The 25836-nt window shown below is 35.0% G+C and carries 22 protein-coding genes and 2 pseudogenes; 16 read left to right on the plus strand and 8 right to left on the minus strand.

Going from position 1 to position 25836, the window contains the following annotated elements; genetic code table 11:
- The first annotated feature begins 63 nt into the window (after positions 1–63).
- Complete coding sequence (locus A9G43_RS04060; RefSeq protein WP_065606839.1) at positions 64–1590, plus strand: hypothetical protein; 1527 nt, start codon at positions 64–66, stop codon at positions 1588–1590.
- An 832-nt stretch (positions 1591–2422) separates the two neighbouring features.
- Positions 2423–3424: a glyceraldehyde-3-phosphate dehydrogenase gene (gene gapA, locus A9G43_RS04065; RefSeq protein WP_065606841.1), complete on the plus strand. Its 1002-nt coding sequence runs from the start codon at positions 2423–2425 to the stop codon at positions 3422–3424.
- 137 nt (positions 3425–3561) lie between these two features.
- On the opposite strand, the gene cspE is transcribed toward gapA, so the two are convergent.
- From cspE to yjgA, 3 genes are all read right to left on the minus strand, one after another.
- Positions 3562–3771, minus strand: coding sequence for a transcription antiterminator/RNA stability regulator CspE (cspE, locus tag A9G43_RS04070; RefSeq protein WP_025315032.1), 210 nt, complete (start codon positions 3769–3771; stop codon positions 3562–3564).
- Positions 3772–4156: 385 nt separating this feature from the next.
- Complete coding sequence (gene ppa / locus A9G43_RS04075) at positions 4157–4687, minus strand: inorganic diphosphatase (protein ID WP_065606844.1); 531 nt, start codon at positions 4685–4687, stop codon at positions 4157–4159.
- Between the two features lie 64 nt (positions 4688–4751).
- Entirely contained in the window at positions 4752–5288 is a 537-nt protein-coding gene (gene yjgA / locus A9G43_RS04080; RefSeq protein WP_065606846.1) for a ribosome biogenesis factor YjgA, read from the minus strand.
- Positions 5289–5365: 77 nt separating this feature from the next.
- On the opposite strand from yjgA, the gene pmbA reads away from it, so the two are divergent.
- The 5 genes from pmbA to recG all read left to right on the plus strand — a co-directional run bounded on the left by pmbA (position 5366) and on the right by recG (position 13144).
- Positions 5366–6718 carry a metalloprotease PmbA gene (gene pmbA, locus A9G43_RS04085; RefSeq protein WP_065606848.1) on the plus strand — a complete coding sequence of 451 codons (1353 nt, stop codon included), beginning with the start codon at positions 5366–5368 and terminating at the stop codon, positions 6716–6718.
- A gap of 8 nt (positions 6719–6726) precedes the next feature.
- Positions 6727–8439 (plus strand): SulP family inorganic anion transporter, encoded by a 1713-nt coding sequence (locus A9G43_RS04090; protein WP_218058608.1) that lies wholly within the window; start codon positions 6727–6729, stop codon positions 8437–8439.
- Positions 8440–8627: 188 nt separating this feature from the next.
- Positions 8628–8918 carry a DNA-directed RNA polymerase subunit omega gene (gene rpoZ / locus A9G43_RS04095; protein WP_065606850.1) on the plus strand — a complete coding sequence of 97 codons (291 nt, stop codon included), beginning with the start codon at positions 8628–8630 and terminating at the stop codon, positions 8916–8918.
- Between the two features lie 18 nt (positions 8919–8936).
- Positions 8937–11045, plus strand: coding sequence for a bifunctional GTP diphosphokinase/guanosine-3',5'-bis pyrophosphate 3'-pyrophosphohydrolase (spoT, locus tag A9G43_RS04100; RefSeq protein WP_065606852.1), 2109 nt, complete (start codon positions 8937–8939; stop codon positions 11043–11045).
- A gap of 5 nt (positions 11046–11050) precedes the next feature.
- Positions 11051–13144 carry an ATP-dependent DNA helicase RecG gene (recG, locus tag A9G43_RS04105; RefSeq protein WP_065606854.1) on the plus strand — a complete coding sequence of 698 codons (2094 nt, stop codon included), beginning with the start codon at positions 11051–11053 and terminating at the stop codon, positions 13142–13144.
- 82 nt (positions 13145–13226) lie between these two features.
- Here recG and ulaG read toward each other — a convergent pair whose 3' ends face one another.
- Both ulaG and ulaR read right to left on the minus strand, forming a co-directional pair.
- A complete protein-coding gene (ulaG, locus tag A9G43_RS04110; RefSeq protein WP_065606857.1) occupies positions 13227–14294 on the minus strand; it encodes an L-ascorbate 6-phosphate lactonase in 1068 nt (355 codons plus the stop codon).
- A gap of 26 nt (positions 14295–14320) precedes the next feature.
- Positions 14321–15082, minus strand: a complete 762-nt coding sequence (ulaR, locus tag A9G43_RS04115; protein WP_065606859.1) for an HTH-type transcriptional regulator UlaR — start codon at positions 15080–15082, stop codon at positions 14321–14323.
- Between the two features lie 488 nt (positions 15083–15570).
- Between ulaR and A9G43_RS04120 the strand changes: the two genes are divergently transcribed.
- The 5 genes from A9G43_RS04120 (at position 15571) to A9G43_RS04140 (ending at position 20133) form a co-directional block, all read left to right on the plus strand.
- Positions 15571–17292, plus strand: a complete 1722-nt coding sequence (locus A9G43_RS04120; protein WP_442903313.1) for a PTS ascorbate-specific subunit IIBC — start codon at positions 15571–15573, stop codon at positions 17290–17292.
- Positions 17293–17316: 24 nt separating this feature from the next.
- Positions 17317–17790 carry a PTS sugar transporter subunit IIA gene (locus A9G43_RS04125; RefSeq protein WP_065606863.1) on the plus strand — a complete coding sequence of 158 codons (474 nt, stop codon included), beginning with the start codon at positions 17317–17319 and terminating at the stop codon, positions 17788–17790.
- Between the two features lie 3 nt (positions 17791–17793).
- On the plus strand, positions 17794–18486 hold the full coding sequence (locus tag A9G43_RS04130; protein WP_065606865.1) for an L-ribulose-5-phosphate 4-epimerase: 693 nt from the start codon (positions 17794–17796) through the stop codon (positions 18484–18486).
- 19 nt (positions 18487–18505) lie between these two features.
- Positions 18506–19150, plus strand: a complete 645-nt coding sequence (locus A9G43_RS04135; protein ID WP_065606867.1) for a 3-keto-L-gulonate-6-phosphate decarboxylase UlaD — start codon at positions 18506–18508, stop codon at positions 19148–19150.
- 95 nt (positions 19151–19245) lie between these two features.
- Positions 19246–20133, plus strand: coding sequence for an L-ribulose-5-phosphate 3-epimerase (locus A9G43_RS04140; protein ID WP_411588594.1), 888 nt, complete (start codon positions 19246–19248; stop codon positions 20131–20133).
- 542 nt (positions 20134–20675) lie between these two features.
- Here A9G43_RS04140 and A9G43_RS04145 read toward each other — a convergent pair.
- Positions 20676–21506 (minus strand): shikimate 5-dehydrogenase, encoded by an 831-nt coding sequence (locus A9G43_RS04145; protein ID WP_065606871.1) that lies wholly within the window; start codon positions 21504–21506, stop codon positions 20676–20678.
- A 70-nt stretch (positions 21507–21576) separates the two neighbouring features.
- On the opposite strand from A9G43_RS04145, the gene A9G43_RS04150 reads away from it, so the two are divergent.
- The 3 genes from A9G43_RS04150 to mltG all read left to right on the plus strand — a co-directional run bounded on the left by A9G43_RS04150 (position 21577) and on the right by mltG (position 24233).
- Positions 21577–21906 (plus strand): nitrous oxide-stimulated promoter family protein, encoded by a 330-nt coding sequence (locus tag A9G43_RS04150; protein WP_065606873.1) that lies wholly within the window; start codon positions 21577–21579, stop codon positions 21904–21906.
- A gap of 206 nt (positions 21907–22112) precedes the next feature.
- Entirely contained in the window at positions 22113–23198 is a 1086-nt protein-coding gene (alr, locus tag A9G43_RS04155; RefSeq protein WP_065606875.1) for an alanine racemase, read from the plus strand.
- 12 nt (positions 23199–23210) lie between these two features.
- Positions 23211–24233, plus strand: coding sequence for an endolytic transglycosylase MltG (mltG, locus tag A9G43_RS04160; protein ID WP_065606877.1), 1023 nt, complete (start codon positions 23211–23213; stop codon positions 24231–24233).
- Between the two features lie 75 nt (positions 24234–24308).
- Here mltG and A9G43_RS11370 read toward each other — a convergent pair.
- Both A9G43_RS11370 and ampD read right to left on the minus strand, forming a co-directional pair.
- Positions 24309–24617: pseudogene (locus A9G43_RS11370) on the minus strand (YqcC family protein); the annotation flags it as partial.
- Between the two features lie 21 nt (positions 24618–24638).
- Positions 24639–25187: pseudogene (ampD, locus tag A9G43_RS11375) on the minus strand (1,6-anhydro-N-acetylmuramyl-L-alanine amidase AmpD); the annotation flags it as partial.
- Positions 25188–25387: 200 nt separating this feature from the next.
- On the opposite strand from ampD, the gene ppdD reads away from it, so the two are divergent.
- Complete coding sequence (gene ppdD, locus A9G43_RS04170; RefSeq protein ID WP_065606881.1) at positions 25388–25819, plus strand: prepilin peptidase-dependent pilin; 432 nt, start codon at positions 25388–25390, stop codon at positions 25817–25819.
- Positions 25820–25836: the final 17 nt, after the last annotated feature.

Raw genomic sequence — 25836 nt, forward strand, 5'->3', positions numbered from 1 at the left:
ACGATCTTTTTTAAACTTTAAAAGTATAAAAAATAAAACAAATAACTTGACAGGTGAAATATAATGAATCATCAGCTTAACCACTATTATTGGCGGTTTTATTCGTTTGATTTATCAAGAAAACAAGCTGTACGAGTTTTCTCAGAAGCCTCTTTTTTATGTTTGAAGTTATCCTTCAAATTATCATTAAAATTATTTTCTAATGTTCCAATGGCATTAGCGCCGTTGTTATTATTGCCATATTCGTTGGATTCACAGGCATTATCAGCTCATACAAGCAATGTTATTTATGGTACTGGACCTTATTTAACATTTGATAATGGTGTAACTAAAGCTCGCTCAATAGAAAATTTACTAAGTATCAAATTATCAAATGGTCAAGAAATAACACCGCAGAACAATCTCTCAACTCCAACAAATCCAATTGAACTACCTAATGTTGGTGAGCGTTTTACTGATATAGGTATAATGATACCTTCATCAACCAATTCAGTGAGTTTAATTGATTTAGTGACAACGTATGGCTATTGGGGAGATGATGATGGTGATGGTGACTTAACTGCAAGTGGAACTTTAACTGTCAATATCACCGATAGAAATGGTAAAGTCATTAATAATCGAAGTAATGAGCTAGATGTTTGCAGTGCACCTTATAAGGTTGTCTTAACTAGTAATGGAGGAAGATTAACAACTCGATACGGTGAGCCTAAAGATAGTTATTTTGGCAGTGACGCAGCAACATATTACATCACCCCAAAATCTTCACCTGTAATCTGCTTTGTAAAGCCAAGTTTGAGATATGGTAAAGATTATTCATATACAGGGGGCTCAAACTATAAAGGTCCTGATAATATCTGGGATCCGACTAATGGATTTATCCCGCAATCAACAAGCTATGCAACATACGATAGTAATTTCCCTACTACAGGTGCTAATGGATTATATTTTGATTTAGAAGTAAGAGGAGGAGATGGTAAACTGACATGGGCGCCAGTCACTCATGAAGGTATAACAGCTTCTATTTCTATACCACCAACCCGTAGTAGTATTAATACCTCCAGTGTAAGAGTCACTTTAAAAGGTCCAGAGGCAAGCTCTCAAATACACAATAATAATCCTAGTCAAATTAGCCAGCCAGTTTTACCTCAGACATTTGAGTTAATAGGTAGAGATAATAGTGGTAATGAGGTAAAATATGGATTTGTCCTGCAAAAGTGGTTCGTCAACCGAGGAAGAGTAACCGATAATCCTTCAAATCAAACTGCTTGGTGTAATAATATTGGATATCGAATAATAGAAGTTAAAGATGTCACCAATGCAATTTGTTCAGGTTCTTCGATAGGAAGTTGTCAAGGTATTGTTAGCGCAATGCCATCCTCAATTGGTAATTATTACCAGCGTCGAATAGGGGCGGGATTATTTACTGAATGGGGCTACATGAAAAATTACAAAAATTCAAACTTCTTTGCTGATTATTATTGGACTGGAGACGCTACGGGAAACAAAAAGTTCAAAGTGCATTCGAACTCTGGTTACATATCCTACAGTTACACAAGTCCCAATAGACACGGACTTTGTGTCTCTCCTTAGTTTTTTAGTTGTAGTTTAGATTATGGAGCTAAATAAGATTAAGCAACCAAGAAAAGATGCATTTTAGCAAAGAAGTTTACTAAGGCGACAAAGTTTGTGCTTTTGTCGCTGAAAGTAAGATGTTTCCCTAAAATAAAAAACAAAATCCTCCATAAAGTAAATAGAAAACACCTTAATGAGTATTTAATTTTAATTAAATACTCATTAAGGTAATAAATAAAAATTCAGATAAAATTTTAAACTTCACTAATCCTTTGTTGTTGAGTGTTATCGGAATTGCTATTTTCTGCTATATTTTTGAAAGGACAAATGGGACATCAAATCAATCAACAGAATAATGCTATTGAGATTGCTAAAATCGCACAAGCTAATTTGTATATTTTAAAGACTATTCAATGGTGAGCATCACCGATTTATTTATCCTAACCGAGGTTTCGAAAGAAATCTTAAATTGCTACAATACCAAAACTTATTAAAAAGCGTTTAGTTAGTACAACTAAGCATGATTATTTGCATGCTATTTAATGTTTGTGTGAGTGGTAATGAGTGTTTAAAATAAAATATTATAGTTTGCAGTCCGCTTTTTAATCGTTTTAATGTGTGGTGTATACTAAGTTTTTGTATGCCTTTTTGACTGTGATGTGGCCTGCTATGCAAGATTATTTTTCAATAATTTGATTTTATTTATAATAATTAATATGACTTACACTTGAATTAACCTATTTAATCAAATTGTGTTTAATTATTAGGAATCTTCTTGAATAAATCTTTAAAATTTGATAGCTTACAGTAAATATTTTAACATTAAAAACACTAAAAGAAGGTAATTGCTATGACAATCAAAGTAGGTATTAATGGGTTTGGTCGTATTGGTCGTATTGTTTTCCGTGCTGCTCAAAAACGTTCAGACATTGAAATCGTTGCTATCAATGATTTATTAGATGTTGAATATATGGCTTATATGCTTAAATATGATTCGACTCATGGTCGTTTTGATGGCACGGTTGAAGTTAAAGATGGTAAATTAATCGTTAATGGTAAAGCAATTCGTGTTACTGCTGAACGTGATCCTGCAAACTTAAAATGGAACGAAGTTGGGGTAGATGTTGTTGCTGAAGCAACTGGTTTATTCTTAACTGATGAAACAGCTCGTAAACACATCCAAGCTGGTGCCAAAAAAGTTGTTTTAACTGGTCCTTCTAAAGACAGCACTCCAATGTTTGTTATTGGTGTTAATGATAAAGATTATGCTGGTCAAGATATCGTTTCTAACGCTTCTTGTACAACTAACTGTTTAGCACCTTTAGCTAAAGTTATTAATGACAACTTTGGCATTGTTGAAGCATTGATGACAACTGTTCATGCAACAACTGCAACTCAAAAAACTGTTGATGGTCCATCTCATAAAGATTGGCGTGGTGGTCGTGGTGCTGCTCAAAACATTATTCCTTCATCAACTGGAGCTGCTAAGGCGGTAGGTAAAGTCATTCCTGAATTAAATGGTAAATTAACTGGTATGGCTTTCCGTGTTCCTACTCCAGATGTTTCTGTTGTTGACTTAACTGCTCGTTTAGCAAAACCTGCTAAATATGAGGATATTTGTAAAGCAATTAAAGCAGCAGCTGAAGGTCCAATGAAAGGTGTTCTTGGTTATACAGAAGATGATGTTGTTTCTACGGATTTCTTAGGTGAAGTTTGCACATCAGTATTTGATGCTAAAGCAGGGATTCAATTAAGCGATAATTTTGTTAAACTTGTTTCTTGGTATGACAACGAAGTAGGTTATTCGAACAAAGTTCTAGATTTAATTGCTGTTATTTCTAAAAATAATTAATTTTTAACTTTATTCTAAAGGCGACCCTTGGGTCGTTTTTTATGCTTTGGATTTTTTTGCGTGATCTATTTCTAAATATAAAAAACGCTCACTTTGTGTGTGAGCGTTTATTCAAGTATGAAATTTTAAAAGGTCAACTAAATTACAACAACTTCGGCTGCTGCTGGTCCGCGAGGGCTATCTTGGATTGCAAATTCAACTTGTTGTCCTTCAGCTAAAGTTTTAAAACCATCACCTGAAATAGCAGAAAAATGAACAAATACATCTTTACTTCCATCCGCAGGGGTAATAAAACCAAAACCTTTACTTTCATTAAACCATTTTACTTGGCCTGTTTTCTTATTCATTTACTAGACATCCTAACAATAATTAATAATTAGCCTTTACGGCCGTAAGGGTTTTAACATTGTATTAATTATGTTACTCAACTCTGATAATGTGTTTAACATACATTATTAGAATTGATCGTTTTCATAATTTTTACTTTGTTGTTTAACCAGTGATATTACCGCATAAATTATAATCAAAAGCAAGCTGTTAATAACAATTTTTTTAACTTAGGATGAAGTTTTTCCTTGAATTTTTAGAAATTTAATCTTTAATTGATAAAAAGCAAATTATTTCATCTTTAAAATTTAAATTAACTTTCAAAGTTACTAAATTATGTAATTAAAAAAGCCATAAAACATTATTTATGGCTTTTGTATAGGTTTATTTTTTTGTCATTCAATTTTATTTATTTTTTGCTCGTTCAAAAGACTCAATAATTTCTTTACGAGCTGCATCAGCATTATCCCATCCGTCAACTTTAACCCATTTACCTTTTTCTAAAGCTTTATATTGTTCAAAGAAATGTTTAATTTGCGATTTTAGTAATTCTGGTAAATCATCAATATCTTTAATGTGATCATATTCTTTAGATAGTTTGCTATGAGGTACTGCAACTAGTTTTGCATCTTGACCTGCTTCGTCTGTCATTTTTAATACACCAACTGGGCGGCAGCGGATAACCGAGCCTGGCTGTAATGGGTATGGTGTTGGGACTAATACATCTACTGGATCGCCATCTAATGATAATGTGTGATTAATATAACCATAGTTACATGGATAAAACATTGCTGTTGCCATAAAACGATCAACAAATACAGCGCCAGTGTCTTTATCTACTTCATATTTAATTGGATCTGCATTAGCTGGAATTTCAATCACAACGTAAATATCATCTGGTAATTCTTTACCTGCTGGTACATTTAAAAGTCCCATTTTTGTATCCTCTATCTAAGTTTATATAGTGTTTGTGAATAATAATAAGCGCACATTATAATGATTATTCAGCGTCGCTCAATTCTTTTAAATACTGAAAAATTTGCCTTGCCGTTTTGGCTGGTTTGTTCGCTTCTTGCTCTTTTTTTGCTAAACGGGCTAAGGTTCGTAGTTGCTGGCGATCGGCTGTTGGGTACAAACCGATAATGGTTTCGGCATCGCTATTTGCAATTAATTCATCACGAAGTTTTTCAAGTTTGTGAAATAGGGCAATTTGCTGATTATGACGATTTTTAAGCTTATCAAGCGCCTGACTAATTGGGTCAATATCTCGATTACGCAGCAGTTTACCAATGTATTGGATTTGGCGGCGATATCCTTCTTTTTTTATTTTTTGTGCAAGTTCAATTGCATAAATAAGATCTTCATCAAGAGGAATTTTTTCAAGTTCATTTTTGCTTAGCTTGACAAGTTCAATCCCTAATTTTTTTAAAGCTTCGGCATCGCGTTTAATTTCACTTTTACTAACGTAGATGATTTCTTTATCTTCGGTGTCAATAGCAAAGTTGGGTTCTAAATTTGTTTCTTGATTGTAATTCATGTTATTTCTTTTATTAACTAATATCTAATTCTAGCTTATTATAACGTATCACTAGCAGAATTGTAGAAAATAATAAAATGGGTATTGAACAGATTAAAAAAGAAGCATTAAATCAAAAAGAAACTTTATCGACAATTGTTGCTGATGCTATTGAGCAAGCAAGATCACGTGTTGACGAAGTTGAGGTGTCGGTTAATAAGTCAACAGGTATTAATGTTAGCACTCGGATGGGGAAAGCCGATAATGTTGAATTTAATTGTGATGGTGCGCTATCCATCACTGTTTATCAAAATCAACGTAAAGGTAGTGCTTCAACTAATGACTTGTCCTCTCAGGCTATTTTGCAAACGGTAAATATGGCAATTGATATTATGCAATATACTTCGCCAGATCCTTGTTCAGGTCTGGGGGATGTGAGTCAAATGGCATTTAATCCCCCCGATTTAGATTTATTTTATCCTAGTGATTTAAACGTTGATAATGCCATTGAGCAGGCCAAACAAGCCGAATTAACTGCCTTAAATCATTCCAAATTGATTAATACTGATGGCGGTTATTTTAGTAGTCGCTATGGCGTTTATGTTTATGGTAATAGTTTGGGGATGTTGCAAGGTTATTGCGCAAGTTCACATTCACTTTCATGCTCAGTTATTGCTGAACAAGTAGGGCAGATGGAAAGTAATTATGCTTATACTTTATCACGTGATTTTAGTCAGCTCAAGTCAGCTGATTGGGTTGGTTTGCAGGCGGCTGATAGGGCGATCTCACATTTAGGTGCTAAACAGATTGCAACAATGCAAACTCCTGTGCTATTTAGTGCAGAAGTTGCCGTTGGACTCATTAGACATTTAGTGGGTGCCATAAGTGGGGGGGCCATTTATCGTAAATCTTCTTTTCTTTTAGATAGTATAGGGAAGGCGATTTTTCCTAATTGGTTAACTATTTATGAGGATCCTTTTATTTTAAAAGGCGTTGGATCATCGCCTTTTGATAGTGAAGGGACAAAAACAGTTAAGCGCAATATTGTTGAGCAAGGTGTATTGCAAACTTATTTGTTAGGCAATTATTCAGCACGTAAATTAGGCTTAACATCGACTGGACATGCTGGTGGGATTCATAATTGGTTTGTATCACCAAGTCAAGCAAATGCTAGTTTTAATGAGATGCTAAAAAAAATGGATAAAGGCGTGGTAGTAACTTCGTTAATGGGGCAAGGTGTTAATAGTGTGACTGGAGATTATTCGCGTGGAGCTACAGGATTTTGGGTTGAAAATGGAAAAATTCAATATCCAGTTAGTGAAATAACCATTGCAGGTAACCTTAAAGATATGTATAAAAACATTGTGGAAATTGGAAATGATATCGAAATAAGAACGAGTATTCAATGTGGCTCAATTTTGGTTGATAATATGAGTATAGCAGGAAAATAAGGATTAGCATGGGCGGTTTGTTACACGGTACTTTTTTTCAAAAACTAATTTCATTGATGCCGGGATTAGGTAGTTTATTGGAGTATAAACGAGAATATCTTAATTTTGATATTAAGGCTGGTTTATCAGTTGCTGCTGTTTCGTTACCTGTTTCAATTGCTTATGCTGAATTGACTGGTGTTGGCGCTATAGCTGGACTGTATTCGACTATTTTGCCTTTAATTGTGTATGCGCTTTTTGGTTCTTCTAAACAATTGATTGTAGGACCTGATACTGCAACTTGTGCTGTGGTTGCCGCAGTGGTGTTGCCTTTAGCAGCTAATGATCCAATATTGCGTTGGCAATTAGTTATTATATTAACAATAATGATTGGCATTTGGTGTATCATCGCTGGAAAGTTGCATCTTGGCGCCTTAGCCGATTTACTTAGTCAACCGATTCTAATTGGTTTACTTAATGGCATTTCAATTACCATTATGGTCGATCAGTTAGCCAAAACGTTAGGCTTTAGCTACGATTATTCTTATTTGATTGAACGAATTGTCTATTTCCCTTTTAAATTGTCGGAAATCCATATAGGCACAGCAATAGTTTCGTTTCTTACTTTATCTATTTTAATTGCTTTAAAGCGATTAAGGCCCCTGTATCCGGCTCCTTTATTAGCAGTTATTGTGATGACGTTTTTTTCGTGGGCGTTTAATTTTGACCATTACAACATTTATATTATTGGTAATGTTAACAATGATTTAATTCCTCTAGAATCATGGCTTGATTTTGATAAAGGATTAATGCGTGATTTAGTTGTTTCTTCACTTAATATTGCTATCATCTGTTTTGTTAGTATGATGATAACTGTGCGCAGTTTTGCATCGAAAAATAACTATGAAACCAACTCTGATGTTGAATTTAAAGCATTAGGTTTAGCCAATATTGTAGCAGGATTATCACAAGGCTTTGTTGTTAGTGGTACATCATCAAGAACTGCTGTAAATGATTCTAATGGAGGTAAAACACAACTAGTTTTGATTATTGCAGCAATACTAATTGGTATTGTGGTAGTTTTTTTTCTTTTACCTTTACAATATATTCCAACTTGCGTGTTAGGAGTGATTTTAATATATTCTTCAATTTCACTCATTAATTTCCAAACCATCGTTCGCTTTTTTAGATTTGATCGAGATGCTTTTTATTTAAGTTTGATAACACTTGTTTCTGTACTTGTTATAGGTATTATTCCTGGTATGGCATTAGCGGTATTACTTGGGTTATTTTTATTTTTAAGACGGGTATTTAGACCTAAAGATCAGTTATTAGGTGTTGATAAAAGTGGTCGAATTCATTCAATAAGCCAGAATGTGCAACCGATTAGTAATACAATGATTTATCGATTTAATTCTCCGTTGACTTATTTCAATATCGCTTATTTTAAACGAAGAATTATCAGTTATATTGATGATTCTAAAGAACCAATAAATTACGTTATCGTTGATGCCATTCCTTGTTTTACTTATAAAGATGTAAGTGTGTTATCGGGGATTGATGAATTAGTGAGGTTTTTAAAAGTAAGAAATACCATTCTAATTTTATCAGGTCGACGTAAAACACTTAAAAACTGGTTTAAACAAATGAATATAAAGCTTGATGATGAGTATATTGAGTTTGCTTATGATCTATATTTTGCCGTTAAGTTAATCCAAAGTAAGGAGCATATGGATAATTAGAATGATGATGAATTTGAATATTTATTATGACTGATCATCAAATTTGTGTGGAGGGGATATTTTTTATTTATTTTAGATCCCTTAATTCTGGTAGATAAAGTAATATTAATATAGACAATTACCTAGAAATTTAAGTACAATACTAGATCATTTCAAATGAAGCATTTTAAAAAAATTTAGAGGTAAAAATGGCACGTGTAACTGTTCAAGATGCAGTAGAAAAAATTGGTAATCGCTTTGATCTCGTTCTTGTAGCAGCGAGACGCGCTCGCCAACTACAAGTAGAAAATAAATCACCACATGTACCGGTAGAAAACGACAAAGAAACCGTTATTGCTCTACGTGAAATTGAAGATGGTCTTGTCAATAAACAGATTCTTGATATTGCTGATTTTCAAGCCCGTCAGAATGAAGAGGCAGAAACTCGCACAACACTTCATGAGTCGATTCTTCTCGAAAATACACCGTCGTACGAATAAGCTTTATAGGAATTGCCTATGCAATATTTTAATGGCTTAAAAGAGGTTGTAGCATCATATCTTCCGTCTAGACAAGTCGAATTGATACAAGTTGCTTATCTCTTTGCTAAAAATGCACATGAAGGGCAATTCCGATGTAGTGGTGAACCTTATATTACTCACCCAGTTGCGGTCGCAGCAAATTTAGCTGAAATGCGGCTTGATTATCAAACAATTATAGCCGCACTTTTACATGATACTATTGAAGATACTCCTGTCACCTTTCAAGATATTACAAACAAATTTGGTAAACATGTTGCCATTTTAGTCGAAGGTGTTTCTAAACTTGATAAATTAAAATTTCGTAACAGGCAAGAAGCACAAGCTGAAAATTTTCGGAAAATGGTTTTAGCAATGACTGAAGATGTGCGTGTGATTTTAATTAAACTTGCCGATCGTACTCACAACATGCGTACACTAGGCGCTTTAAGACCAGAAAAACGCCGTCGCATTGCTAAAGAAACTCTGGAAATTTATGCGCCTCTAGCTCATCGTTTAGGAATTAATCATATTAAAACTGAGCTTGAGATTTTGAGTTTTACAGCAATGCATCCAAATCGAGCTAAAGTAATTAACAAAGTGGTTAAAATAGCGCGAAATACACGAAAAGAGCTTATTCAACAAATTTTGTCTGAAATACGTAGTCGATTACTAGAAGCTTATATTTATGCAGAAGTTACCGGTATCGAAAAGAATATCTATGCTATTTATCAGAAGATGAAACTACGTGAACAACATTTTCATTCTATCATGGATATTTATACTTTTAGGATTGTGGTAAAAGATGTAGATGCTTGTTATCGTACACTTGGATTGGTGCATAATTTGTATAAACCACGGCTTAATCGTTTTAAAGACTATATTGCTATTCCTAAAGCAAATGGCTATCAGTCGCTACATTCATCGTTAATTGGACCTCACGGTACGCCGGTTGAAGTTCAAATCCGTACCGAGGATATGGATCAAATGGCAGAAATGGGGGTTGCAGCCCATTGGGTATATAATGTAGCTGATGAACTGAACAATACTACCGCACAAATAAAAGCTCAGCGCTGGATGCAAAGTCTATTAGAATTACAACAAAGCGTGGGGAATTCTTTTGAATTTATCGAAAACGTTAAATCTGACTTATTTCCTAAGGAAATTTACGTTTTTACTCCCAAAGGACGTATTGTGGAGTTACCTGAAGGAGCAACTGCAGTTGATCTTGCTTATGCAGTCCATTCTGATATTGGTTATCAATGCATTGGCGCACTAGTTGATCGTAAACCTTATCCACTATCACAACCATTAAGTAGTGGGCAAACTGTCGAAATTATTACTTCACCAGAAGGGCATCCTAATGCTAGTTGGTTAAACTTTGTGGTTAGTGCTAGGGCAAAGTCTAGGATTCGTCAGGCGCTTAAAGCACTTAAACGTGAAGATGCAATTGAATTAGGTCGACGTTTACTTAATCTTTCGTTAATTAAATCTGGCGGTATTAGTGCGCTGTCAGAAAATCAAAAAGCTAGAGTGATTGAGCTAACCAAGTTGTCATGTTTTGATGATGTCTTGGTTGAAATTGGGCTAGGTAATATTATGAGTCATTTTATTGCCAAAGGTTTAGAACATAAAGCACTGTTACAAAATAACTCAGACTCAAATAAAACCCTTGTTATTACCGGTAGTGAAGGCGTTTCTGTGACGTTTTCAAAATGTTGTCATCCCATTCCTAATGATCCTATTGTTGGACATGTTAGTCCTGAGAAGGGGCTAATAGTGCATCATGAATCTTGTCGGAATATTTCTGGTTATCAAAACAATCCAGAAAAATATATTTCACTAAAATGGGCTGCAGATATTTCTCAATGTTTTGTTGCTGAAATTTGGATCGATATTTTAAATACTCAAGGTTCCTTGGCGCATATACTTTCAATTATTAATGATGAAAATACTCGCTTACAATGGTTAAATACCGAAGAAAAAGATAGGCAGATTTATACAGTTATTCTACAGATAGAAGTAAAGAATACTCAGCAACTTAATGAATTAATTCGTAAAATTTCACTACAACCAGATGTTGTAAGTGTTAAACGAAATATAAATTAGTCATTATGATAAATCGTCTTTTTGACCATTTACCGTTAATAAAACTAACGGGAATTGGTGATAGTCTAGAAAAAAAGTTCAATACACTAGGTATCTATACCACCAAAGATCTGTTATTGCACTTTCCTTTACGCTATGAAGATCGTACTTCATCTTGCGCTATTGCTGATGCCAATATTGGCGAATTTACGACCATTGAAGGTATTATTATTAAAAGCGAAATTGCTTTTGGTCGTAAACAAATGCTAGTTTGTTATGTTCAAGATGATTCTGGTATTGCAATATTACGATTTATGCATTTTACTGCCAGCATGAAGGCTTCGCTGATTAAAGGTAAGTGGATCAGTGCTTATGGTGAATTAAAACGTGGTAAAAATTATCTTGAAATAATTCATCCGCAATTTAAATTAAAAATAAGTCGAGACGAAAAATCTATCACATTAGGTGATGTTCAAGAAAGATACACACCCATTTATTCAACTACCCATGGGTTATCTCAGGCGGTGATTCGACGATCAATTATGACTGCGCTTCTCTTGCTGAAAAATAATCCTTCAGAGGAAGTTTTCTCCCCTCAGCTGGCTTGTCGGTTTTTGTCGGTTTTTGATTCTTTAAATATTATTCACAATCCACCAATTGATACTGAGATTGAACAGTTGGAGTCGGGTGATCACCCAGCTATTAAGCGGTTTATTTTTGAAGAATTGATTGCTTATCATTTAAGTATGTTAATGATAAAAAAGCATAATCAAAAACAGCAAGCGCACTTGTTTTCCCCAACTCAACACTTGATTAAACCGTTTTTATTATCATTACCTTTTACGCCAACCCATGCTCAAAAGCGAGTTGTACAAGAGATTTATCTCGATATGGCAAAATCAGTACCTATGATGCGATTAATTCAAGGTGATGTTGGTTCTGGTAAAACATTAGTAGCTGCTTTAGCAGCCTTGAATGCAATTGAAAATGGTTGCCAAGTGGTTTTAATGGCACCGACAGAAATATTAGCAGAGCAACACTATAACAATTTTAGTGCTTGGTTTGAGCCGTTGGGAATTAGTGTTGATTGGTTGTCAGGGAGATTAACTGCCAAAAATAAGCGACAGCGTTATGAGCGCATTAAAAAGGGTGAAATTACTATGTTAATTGGTACCCATGCAGTATTTGTTGATAAAGTAAAATTCACCTCGTTAGGTCTTGTAATCATTGATGAACAGCATCGATTTGGTGTTAATCAACGGCTAAGTCTTTGGGAAAAAGGAATTAAAGATCATTTTTATCCACATCAATTAATTATGACGGCAACTCCTATTCCAAGAACATTAGCCATGACTGTCTATGCTGATTTAGATGTTTCTGTTATTGATGAATTACCTCCAGGAAGAACACCAATTAACACAGTTGTAATACCTAATAATCGTCGAGATGAAATTATTGAACGTGTAAATCAAGCTTGCTTAGCAAACCGCCAAGTTTATTGGGTGTGTACTTTGGTTGAAGAGTCCGAAATACTTGACGCCCAAGCGGCTGAAATGTTGGTTGCAGAATTGCAAATGCGTTTGCCGCATTTAAATATTGCGTTGGTGCATGGTAAAATTAAATCTGATTTAAAACAATCAGTTATGCAAGAATTTAAAGCAGGGAAAATTCAACTTCTGGTCGCTACAACAGTTATTGAAGTTGGTGTTGACGTTCCTAATGCTAGTTTGATGATTATCGAAAATGCAGAACGTTTAGGTTTAGCTCAGTTACATCAGTTACGTGGACGAGTCGGACGTGGCACAGCTGTATCTCATTGTGTATTGATGTATCAAGCTCCTCTAAGTAAAGTTGCCCAAGCACGCATGAAGGTAATGCGTGAAAGTACTGACGGATTTGTTATTGCCCAAAAAGATCTTGAACTTCGTGGCGGTGGCGAAATCTTAGGAACTCGGCAAATGGGTATGGCTAATTTTAAAGTTGTTGATTTGATTCGCGATCAGCATTTGATTAGTGAAATTCAAAACATATCTTATGACATCCAAAAAAACCATCCCAAAAGTGCTGAACAATTAGTCGATTGTTGGTTGCCAAATCGTGAGAAATATATTAATGCTTAATTAAAAGGCTAGCGTCAACGTGTGGACGGTAGTGCTTGTTTTTTAAATCAGTCCACACGTTGAATTCAACTACGTTGACCGATTATAAGAATGAGCGATACGGCAATTCTGGCTCGTCGGTAAAGATATCTCTAAAGCCACGATAATGTTGATAATGCATTTTATGTTTATCTGTTGGATAAGTGTATCTACCTCCAACTTGCCAGAAAAAAGGTGTAAATTGATAGTTAAGACGATCTTTCTTCATTTGCCATAAAACTTCGATTTCACGAGGATCGCTTTGGAAGTTTGCCCAAATATCATGGTGGAAAGGGATCACTACATTAGTATTAAGAGATTCAGCTGCGCGCAAAATATCGGCTGATGTCATTTTGTCGGTCACGCCTCGAGGATTTTCACCATAAGAAAGCAACGCTACATTAATTTCGTAGTTATTACCATGTTTTGCATAATAGTTAGAATAGTGGGAATCACCAGAATGATATAGGGAACCGCCTGATGTTTCAAATAGGTAGTTGACCGCTCTATCATTCATACCATCTAAAATAGATTTATCGGTTGATGATACGCCTTGTGGCAGAGTTACCAACGATGTTCTATCAAAGGAGTCTAACACGCGAATTGTGATATCACCCACCTGAATAGTTTCGCCTACCTTGGCTACAATACAACGATCTTCTGGTACGCCCCAGCTTTTCCATAATTCTACACAAGCTTTCGGACCGATAAATTTTACTTTTGGTGAACAGTTTTGAATAACTGCAGCAGCAACATTCACATCAATATGATCAGCGTGATCGTGCGTTGCCATCACTGCATCAATTTCTTTTATTGCAAAAGGATCAAGAACAAATGGGCTAGTTCTTAAGTTAGGCTGTAATTCACGAACTCCTCCCATTCGCATCATCTGATGTTGTTTATTCATTAATGGGTTTGTATGGGTTTTTTTACCAGTGCCACACCAAAAATCAACGGAAATATTGGTATTACCAGCTGATTTTAACCAAATACCTGTACAAGCAAGCCACCACATAGTAAATGTATTGGGTTTAACCTCTGTAGTTTCGATCTCCTCATTAAGCCAAGTTCCCCACTCAGGAAATGTATTTAATATCCACGATTCACGGGTAATTTCATTTACTTTACTCATACTCTGTTCCTTTTACAATTTAATAGTTAAACTAAGATAACTTCAACGCCTTGATCCTTAATGCATCCAATTACTTCTTTATTGGCTTGTTTTCCAGTAATCAAAATATCAATTTTATTTACCGGGCAAAAAAGCATTCCTGAGTTGGCTTTGGTATCAATTTTTGAACTGTCTACTACCACAACTAATTTTTCGACTTGTTCAAGTATTTGCTGTTCTGCAACAGCGCCTAAAATTTCGTTTTTATATAAGCCTGTTGGTGTTAAAGTTTTGCCACTGGTAAACATCCATTTACCTGCATAAGAATTGGTAATATTTGCAACGGGGTTAAGAATAATATTTTGTGTTTTGTTGTATAATCCTCCCATAATGATGACATTTTCATGATCATGTTCAATTAAGTAACAAGCGAGGGGAAAATAGTTAGTAATAATTGAAACATTTTTACCACACAATTCGCGTCCAAGTAAAAATGCCGTTGAACCACAGTTGATTACAATATTTTCGTCACTCCTACACAGTTTTGCTGCACGAATCGCAATACGTGCTTTTTCATGGTAATGATCGGTATTATTACTGTCGATTGGAACCCAAATCGGTTTGATTCCCTCTAATCGTACAATACCATTGCGGACCTTTATAACGCGTCCTTCCTGATTTAGTTTAGTAATATCACGCCTTGCTGTTGCTGGTGATATAGAAAAGTTTGCGATTAACTCGGTCACTTTAACCATACCTTTTTCATTTACTAATGCCACAATTTCGTTATGTCGTGTGATTTCGTTCATTACCACCTCTTATTATGATTATTTTTTATTAAATATGATTATTTGTGATGATAATTTTCATTTGTACTATTGTCAATTGTTATAAGTTAATTACTATTAGTAATAAATTATTTAATATATTGATAATAATAATTTTAATTTTGTTTTTTGCTTGCGTTTTTTTATTAAATTGTGATGTTGGTCACATATGTCATGATGATTAAATAAGAAAAGTGATCTTGATCAAAATAATCATAAATAATCATTGAGTGATTTGTTTTGATTGTGGAATATAGCAAGTGTTATTAATAAGCGATGATGACTAACGCAAATTAAATGGAGTTTCCATTCATTCGCTTTACAGACTTTGAAAAACTTGATGAAAGACATTTAAATGAAACTTGTTTATTAGGGATATGTGTTGTTAGATCAAGGTAAATATTAATAACTGATGAGAGGAACATATGGAAGTAATCTACAACGTATTTTATATTTTTTATAGTCAAGTAATGACAAAAGCTCCTTTGTTACTTGGTCTAGTGACAATGCTTGGGTATTGTCTGTTACATAAAGATCTAACTACCGTGTTAAAAGGTACAATTAAGACTATTGTTGGTTTTATGCTATTGCAAGTTGGATCTGGTGTTTTGGTTTCAACGTTCAAACCTGTTATAGCCAAACTGGCAGAATACCATGGTATTAAAGGCTCAATTATTGATACTTATGCCTCTATGGTTGCTGTTGAAAATGGTATGGGTGAGCAATACTCATGGGTAGGTTATGCGGTTTTGCTCGCTTTAGCTATCAATATTGTATTAGTTATTTTTCGACGCCTAACAGGTATTCGAACTATTATGTTAACTGGCCATATTATGTTTCAACAGGTTGGTTTAATAGCACTATTTTACTTCCTTTTTGGCTACAGTATGTGGGAAACCATTATCTATTCGGCTATTATCACTGCTCTTTATTGGGGTATATTTTCTAATATGATGTACAAGCCAACAGAAGCGGTAACCGGTGGTGCAGGATTTTCAATTGGCCATCAACAACAACTCGGTTCATGGATTGCGGTGAAATTGGCGCCAAAATTGGGTGATAAAAACGATACAGTTGATAATCTAAAATTACCAAAATGGCTACATATTTTTCACGATAGTATTGCAGCAACCACGATTGTGATGACAATTTTCTTCGGTATTATTTTGCTTTCATTTGGGTTAGATAATTTACAAACAATGGCAGGAACCACTCATTGGACCATCTACATATTTGAAACAGGATTAAAATTTGCAGTTGCAATTCAGGTTATTGTTGGTGGTGTACGTATGTTTGTTGCCGAATTGTCTGAAGCTTTCAAAGGTATTTCAGAAAAACTGATTCCTAACGCAGTATTAGCCATTGACTGTGCGGCAATTTACGCTTTTTCTCCAAATGCAATGGTATTTGGTTTTATCTGGGGAGCATTAGGGCAATTCTTAGCGATTGGCTTGCTCCTTATCTTTAAATCGCCAATTATGATTATTCCGGGATTTATACCGATGTTCTTCTCGAATGCAACTATCGGGGTATTTGCTAACCATTTCGGTGGTTGGAAAGCGGTAATGAAAATATGCTTTGTCATGGGAATGATAGAGGTATTGGGTTCAGCATGGGTGATTAATATTTTTGCGCAAAACGGTACACCGATTGATTCATGGATGGGTATGGCAGATTGGGCGATTTTATTCCCACCTATTTTGCAAGGTCTGTCTTATTCTCATTTATTTATTTATGTACTGATAGCACTTGCGTTAATTTACATGCTCTTTGCTGCTAAACAGCTGCGCCAAGAAGAAAACCCGCAACAAGTTCAACTAGAAATTAACGATAAACATCAAGATATTAACGAAGCTGTACTTGAAAAAATGGATGTGGTGGCAATTAGTGAAGGTCGCCCAATTCGAATTTTAGCAGTATGTGGTAGTGGGCAAGGTTCTTCTATGATGATGAAAATGAAGATTGCCAATTATCTAAATAAAAAAGGCATTCCAAATGAAATGGATTCCTGTGCTGTAACAGATTACAAATCACGTTTGCCAAATGTCGATATCATCGTCGCATCTAAACATCTTATTCATGAAATTGAGGTTAATGAAGGTCAACACGCATTAGGTGTACAAAATATGCTAAATCCACAAACATTTGGCAATGAACTTATAAAACTGATTGAGCAAGTGTTTTCTAAATAAATTTTAAATACTAAGGAGTGCCCCATGGTTTTAAAAGAATCATTAATTGAAAATAACTCTATTTTACTCAAAGCGAATGCTACAACTTGGCAGGAAGCTGTCAAGTTAGGTACAGATATGTTAGTTGCTTCTAAAGCGATAAAACCTTCTTATTACGATGCTATTATTCGTTGTGTCAAAAAAATGGGACCTTACATTATTATTGCACCAAATTTTGCCATGCCACATGCAAGGCCCGAAGATGGTGTAAATCGCACAGCTTTTGCTTTGGTTACTTTAAAAGATCCTGTTTATTTTGACGGCGAAGAAGATCCAGTCGATGTTTTAGTGACATTAGCGGGTAGTACGTCTGATCAGCATATGGAAGGGTTGATCGAAGTGACTCAAATCTTAGATGATGAAAATAGTGAAACTGGGATTGATCTAGATAAATTAAGACGTTGCAACACTAAAGAAGAAGTTTATTTAGTTATAGATCAAGCCTTAAATGGAGGTTGAATCATGTATCAAGTATTAAAAGAACGTGTATTGAAAGCCAATTTATTGCTACCCAAACATCATTTGGTGACTTTTACTTGGGGTAATGTATCTGAAATCGATCGTGATAAAAGCATTATTGCCATCAAACCTTCTGGTGTTGAATATAGTGATATGACGGTTGATGATATTGTGGTTGTTTCGCTAACTGGTGACATAGTTGAAGGTAAGTTAAACCCTTCAAGCGATACCGCAACGCATATTGAATTGTATAAAGCATTTCCACAAATTAGTGGTATTGTGCACACACATTCTCGTTATGCCACTATTTGGGCACAAGCGGAATTAGATATTCCTGCTCTAGGTACAACTCACGCTGATTATTTTTATGGCGATGTGCCTTGTACGCGAAAATTAACAGATAATGAAATTGCGTTCGATTATGAAAAAAATACTGGATTAGTAATAATAGAAGAATTTAAACGTCGAGGTTTAGATCCAGTTGCAATGCCGGGGATCGTTATATCTGGTCATGCACCATTTTGCTGGGGAAAAAATGCCCTAGAGGCTGTACATAATGCTGTTGTATTGGAAGAAGTAGCAATGATGGCAATTTCGACTCGACAACTTAATCAAACAATAAAAATCCAACAAACACTATCTGATAAACACTATTTTCGTAAACATGGAGCAAATGCTTACTATGGTCAGAAATAACAAATACGAGGACAACAATATGACAGCACCTAAATTACAAATAGCTTTAGATCAAGCCAAATTAGTGCCAGCCTTAGACGTTGCGAAAAATGTAGCTGATTTTGTTGATATCATTGAAATTGGCACTATTTTGGCCTTTGGCGCAGGAATGGAGAGCGTCAAAACCTTAAGAACGTTGTATCCAAGCCATATTTTGGTTTGCGATTTGAAAACTACTGACGGTGGTGCTATTTTGGCTAAAATGGCCTTTTCAGCTGGAGCAAATTGGTTAACCGTATCGGCTGCAGCACATATCGCAACTGTAGAAGCATGTAAAAAAGTAGCTGATGAATTTAATGGCGAAATTCAAATCGAATTATATGGCCATTGGACATTAGACGACGCTAAAGCATGGCGGAAATTAGGTATTAAACAGGCAATCTATCATCGTTCTCGTGATGCTGAGCTTTCCGGTATTGGTTGGAGCGAAGATGATATAACTAAAATGCGTCAGTTATCTGATTTAGGGCTTGAATTATCAATTACCGGTGGAATTGTGCCAGGAGATATTCATCTATTTGCGGGTATAAAAACCAAAGCCTTTATTGCTGGTCGTGCGCTGGCTAACGAAAACGGTCAAAAAACTGCGAAGGCATTAAGAGATCAGATCGCAAAATATTGGTAATGACAATATGTAGTCGAAAAAATCGGCTGCATGGTATCTTTTTATATAAAAAATGGATTATCACTATGTCGCAAAGTAAAGATATATCAAAAAAACTGTATCAACCCCAAAATACTCCTCGTATTGGTATTTATGAAAAAGCCCTACCTAACCAGCTATTATGGCAAGATAAATTAAAAGTAACTAAAGAGTTAGGATTTGATTTCATTGAAATTTCTATCGATGAATCGGATGAACGTCGCGCCAGATTAGATTGGTCTGACGATGAGATTTATTCACTCAGACATCAATGTGAAAAAATCGGAATTCCTCTACATTCCATGTGTTTAAGTGCGCATCGTAAATATCCATTCGGTTCAGCCAATAATGACATACGCAATGAAGCTAAAATCATTATGGATAAAGCTATTACGTTAGCTTATAAGTTGGGGGTGAGAGTAATCCAGTTGGCTGGATATGATGTTTATTATGAAACTGCTGACTTACAAACGCATCAGCGTTTTATTCAAGGTATGCAGTGGGCAGTTAAGCAAGCTGAGCGAGCAGGGGTGATGTTAGCCGTTGAAATTATGGATACGCCGTATCTTAACAGTTTAAGCAAATTCGAAATCCTCAAAAAAAATATCGATTCGCCTTACTTTATGGCTTATCCTGATGTCGGTAATATTACCGGCTGGAATTATGATACTTGCACTGAGCTCATGTTAAGCTGTGATCATATCGTTCAAATTCATCTAAAAGATACCTTCAAAGTTAAAGCTGATTATTCGGGACAATTTAGGAATCTGGTTATTGGCGAAGGCGAAGTTGATTTTGATGCTATTTTCAATACACTTCGTGCTATGAATTATGTTGCACCATTGGTGATTGAAATGTGGGCAAAAGATGAAAAATGGCAAGACAACATAATTATTGCCCAAAACCGCTTAAAAAAGATAGGTGAAAATGCTAATTATCCTTTATTTTCAGCACTCAATAATTAATAAAAAATTTAATGATAATTCACCATCTGCAAATAAAAAACTTCAAGCTCCACCAAAATAATTTTGTAGTGGAGTATAACGTTAATTTTGATTGATACGATGGTTATCATTCTTTTTAATAAATAGATTTCGCTAATTCTCAATTAATTACCAAACGGTGTAGACTCCTGAATATTTTTAATAAAAGTTAATTTATTTTTGAACCAATAAAATAGATAGTAACCCTCATATAAATGAAAAATTCACTCAACTTGACTGCACTTAAACGAATGAGAAGGTTGATAGAATGTTTAAATTGGGGTGTGGCAGAATTAGCAAATATTTAGCGATTCAAAAGCGATAAAACAAAAGCTTAAACGCTTTATTAATTTTTATAATACCGTTAAACCGCATAAAGAGATTTTTGGAAAAACGCCTTATGAGTTTTTAGATGATTATTTTAACCATGAAGTGTAAACAACTCAGCGTTTTTTTACAAACAATGTTATAAATTATTAACTTAAATTTTATTTAAATTCCACCAGTGGAATGAATAACATTATTTAACCTTGCCTTGCAAATTCTCCTGCTTGCCTTACTAACTCATCGCTCGGGGTTACACCGGTATATAACACAAACTGTTCAAGCGCTTGTAAAACAGCAACATCAGCACCTAACACAATGATTTTATTTAGCTTTTTGGCATATTTTATCATGGGAGTATCAACGGGAAGGGCAACTACATCAAACACAATATCGGCATTTTTTATCATAGTTGTGGGAAATGCAAGCGCCTCAGACTCAATACCACCAAGCATACCAATTGGGGTAACATTGATAATCAATTTGGCTTGATGTGGCAATATTTCTTGCTCATCTTTTACCCATTTATAGCCATATCGTTTGGATAATGTTTCGCCTTTTTGTTGGTTGCGTGCAGCAATAATACCATTTTTAAATCCCGCATCATAAAAAGCTCCGATCACCGCATTAGCCATGCCTCCGCTGCCTTTTAATACAAATGGTGTTGTGTTATCAATCTTATTTTCTACAATGAGTTTAGCAACAGCAATATAATCAGTGTTATAGGCTTTTAAATGATGGTTGGTATTAACAATGGTATTTACCGACTGAATAGATTTTACCGAGCCATCTAATTCATCAATAAACTCAATGCAAGCTTCTTTATAAGGCATTGAAATTGCGCAACCTCTAATAGCTAAAGCTTTAATGCCATATATTGCATCTTTCAAATTATTGGTAGTAAAGGCTTTATATAAGTAATTAAGATCGAGTTTTTCATACAAATAGTTATGAAAGCGGGTACCAAAATTGCTTGGTCTTGCCGAAAGGGACATGCAAACAGTTGTATCTTTATTGATAATTCTTGCCATTACAACAAATCCTTGTAATCATATTCGGTATTTTTATTTTATCACATTCTTAATTAACGTGTATGTAATTATGGTTGCAAACAATAACGGTCCTAAAATACAAAAAGAAAAAGCAACAGTTAGTGCGATGATCTATTTATATTGCCGTAAACAACATCATAGCCAACATCATCAGTTATGTGAGGAATGCAACGATTTATTGCAATATGCTATGCAACGCTTAACAATGTGTCGTTTTGGTGAAGAAAAAACGACGTGTGAACGTTGCCCTAAACATTGTTATCGTAAAGATTATAAACTAAAAATTAAACAGGTAATGCAATTTTCAGGCCCTAGAATGTTAGTTTATCATCCTACAATGGCATTAAGGCACCTTTATAAAAACTTGGTGAGTAGGTAAGTTATTACGATTATTAACGTCTACCATGACAAAACAAATGTTAACTCGTCATAAAGTTAACATTACGGTTTAGCATATTCTCTTGATTAAAAATACTAATTCTCAAAAATACCTAAAATTTATACCGATTTGTATGCTGTGAAAAATTTGTTATTATTAGAAACAGAATTTAAAATAATGGCTTGATAAGAGTCTGGAACAAAGAAATGTCTATTGTAGTTGTTGAAGTTAATCGTCAAGCAGTTATTCATAATGTTGAGTATCTCAAAAAAATGGCTCCAAATAGTCAACTAGTTGCAATTATAAAAGCCAATGCTTATTCACACGGTATTGAGGAGATTGCTCAATTACTACATGATAAAGTGAATTATTTTGGTGTATCGCGCTTTACCGAAGCCATGCAATTGCGAAACAATTGTATTAACACGCCGATTCTGGCTTTGGAAGGTTTTTTCCCGCATGATGATTTGGATTATTTTATTGATTTTAATGTTCAACCAGCTATTCATAGCAAATGGCAAATTGATATATTGCAAACATCCCTCCGTAAAGATCAAATTACCACATGGTTTAAGCTTGATACAGGGATGCATCGGTTAGGTTTTTGTCCTGATGAAGCAAAGGACGAATTTTATCGTTTGGCTAGTTGTTCAGTAGTTCGTAAACCAATTAACATTATGAGCCATTTCAGTTCGGCTGATGATCTCACTTCAAAACAAACGTTAAAGCAAATAGAACTATTTGATCGGTTTATTGATTCCATTGATGATAAATCGCTTATTGGCAAGTGCTCAATTGCCGCATCGGGCGGTATATTAGCCTGGCCAGAAGCTCAGCGCGATGTTGTGCGTCAGGGTATTGCTTTATATGGTGTTTCACCTTTTGATGAACCGATTGCCGAGCTACAACCCGCGATGACGTTTAAATCTGAATTAATTGCTGTACGGAAACACAAAAAAGGTGAATCAGTTGGCTATGGTCAAATATGGTGTAGCCAGCAAGATACTGAATTGGGTGTGGTTGCAATGGGTTATGGTGATGGTTACCCACGAAATATTCCAGAAAATACTCCAGTATTGATTAATGGGCGAAAAGTACCAATTGTAGGTCGCGTCTCAATGGATATGATTGTGGTTGATTTAGGTATAAATTGCCTTGAAAAACCCGGTGACGAAGTCATATTTTGGGGACCTGGACTTCCCGTTGAAGAAATTGCAAAGCACACAGGAATTAGTGCTTACGAATTAATAACGCGCTTAACTTCACGCGCAAAAATTCATTATAGTAGATAGATAAATTAGGTTATGATTAAAAAAATATTTTTATACACTTTATTCACCCTTATATTAATTGTTGGTGGCTCGATCAGTATTGGTTATTACTTTTTACAACAGTTTTCTAAACAACAGATGCAAGTTACTGCCGAAAATCAAATGTTTGTTTTGAAAAAAGGCACATCCATGCATCAGTTAGTTGAGCAAGTTAAAGAAAGCCAATTACTCGAAAGGGCATATTTGCTCCCTTATTTGTGTAAATTAGAACCCTCATTAAGATCCATTAAAGCAGGAACTTATCAATTACACCCGCATATGACTGTTGAAGGGTTTTTGCAATTATTAGTGTCGGGCAAAGAAAGCAATTTTTCAATTCAGTTTGTGGAAGGTAAACGAGCTAAAGATTGGTTAAATGTTATTCAAAATACCCCTTACATTGGGCAAACTTTAGTTGGAAAAACAGATAAAGAAATTGCTAAGTTATTAGGCATTGAAGGATCGATTGAAGGCTGGTTATCGCCTGATACTTATCTTTATACCGCAGATACTTTAGATATTAATATCCTAAAACGTGCGTATATGACGATGAAAAGTAATCTGCAAAAAATTTGGGACAATCGCGATGAGGATCTTCCATATCAATCGCCTTATGAGCTCCTTATTATTGCATCAATTATTGAAAAAGAAACCGGCATTAGTTCTGAACGGGCAAATGTGGCTTCGGTATTTGTTAATCGTCTAAAAAGAAAAATGAAGTTACAAACTGATCCCACCATTATTTATGGTTTAGGTGATGACTATAAAGGTACTATTAGACGCGTTGATTTAACCGATACTGGAAATCCTTATAATACTTATGTTATTGAAGGATTACCGCCAACTCCAATTGCAATGCCAAGCCTTGCCTCGCTTGAAGCAGCTGCACATCCAGCTAAAACTAATTATCTGTTTTTTGTGGCGAATGGAACAGGGGGACACACATTCTCACATACTTACAGTAATCATCAGCAAGCGGTTAATCAGTATCGCCGAATGAATAATAGTGGAAATTAATCTAAAAAATTTCAATAAAATTAATATTCCGACGGAAGGCTTTTGGGCTGTGATTATCATAATTATTACCGCATATTAATGCGGTAATTTATCATGATTAAATTTCGCTAAATCATCAAGTTGCTTAATTAGATAAAGTAGATAATTAACATCTTGTTCTTGCTCTTTTAGCGCTTCTTCAAAATAAGGGTGTAGAGCAAATTTGGGTAAATTTGTTTTGGCGTCAATCATTGCTTGTATACGTGGAATAAAAATCCATTGTAACCACTCGTGTGCTTGCATGGTGTCAATAGCAAAAGGTTTTTGGCTTAAAAATGCATCGGGATTTGGCGGTATAGTTTGCCATAACTTGATTTTTTGTAATTCTTCAATAATTTGTTTAAGCTGATTTAGTAGCTTTTGTCCTTGCGATTTTTGTGTTAGTAAATTCTGATAATGTTGCCAATCAAAACAGGGGCCGGGATCTGTTTTTCGATCTGGGGCAATATCGCTATGGCCAGTAATACCTTTGATGGCATAAGTTTGTTGTAATAATAACGTCACATTTACTAATTGCTGATATTGTTGTTCGGTAAAGTTATCGTTATCGCATCCTTCCATTTCAATACCGATCGAAAAATCGTTACAATTTTCTTGCCCTTCAAATATTGATTTTCCTGCATGCCAGGCACGTTTATCAAATGGAACAAATTGAATAATTTCGCCATCACGTCGAATAAATAGATGGCTTGATACTTCAAGTTGATGAATCGAAGCAAAGTACGGGTGCTGGTTGGAATCGAGCCGACCAGTAAATAATTGCTCAACATAAGGACCACCATATTGGTTGGGCGGTAAGCTTATATTATGGATAACAAGTAGTGATATCGGTTTATTAACAGGCCGTTCATTATAAAAAGGCGAAACAACCTGCTTTATACCTTGTAACCAGCCATTAACAATTTTTAGGGACATATTGACTCCAAACTTATCTGATAAACCGATGTATGGATTGTTTGTTTTGCGATTTGCTTCGCAAAAATTGAACATACAACGTAATAATTAACAGCATTAAGGATTTTACTTTCCAATTTTGCTGTTTTGTTATTATTCCATTCTTTTGTTTCGTTATAAAGGTTCTTCCATTAAATCATTAAATAAAAAACGAGGTATTTATGTCTAATCAATCAGGCTTTACATTATTTGAACTTATGATTGCAATTATTGTTGTCGCTATCTTAGCCGCTATCGGCGTACCTACTTATCAAGGATATGTAAAAAAAGCTGCCTTAACCGATATGTTGCAAACAATGACATCGTATAAAACAGCTGTCGAAATTTGTGCAGTCGAGCAAGGCGGTTTAACCAATTGTAGTAATGGTATTAACGGTATTCCTGCGAGTCGAACCACAAATTATATTACTTCTATTACAGTCGATAATGGGGTCATTACATTAGTAGGGACCAGTGCCTTAACAGGGTTAACTACCACACTCACACCAACAATCAATGCTACTCATGGAAATTTAGATTGGAGTCGAGTTTGTACCACATCTCCAACAGATACTAATTTAACCAGTGCTTGTGAAGATATTTTTAAATTCTAATGTTCGTATTTTAAAAT

The organism is Gilliamella sp. Occ3-1, from assembly GCF_001690655.1.
In the GTDB taxonomy this organism is placed as follows: Bacteria; Pseudomonadota; Gammaproteobacteria; order Enterobacterales; family Orbaceae; genus Gilliamella; species Gilliamella apicola_P.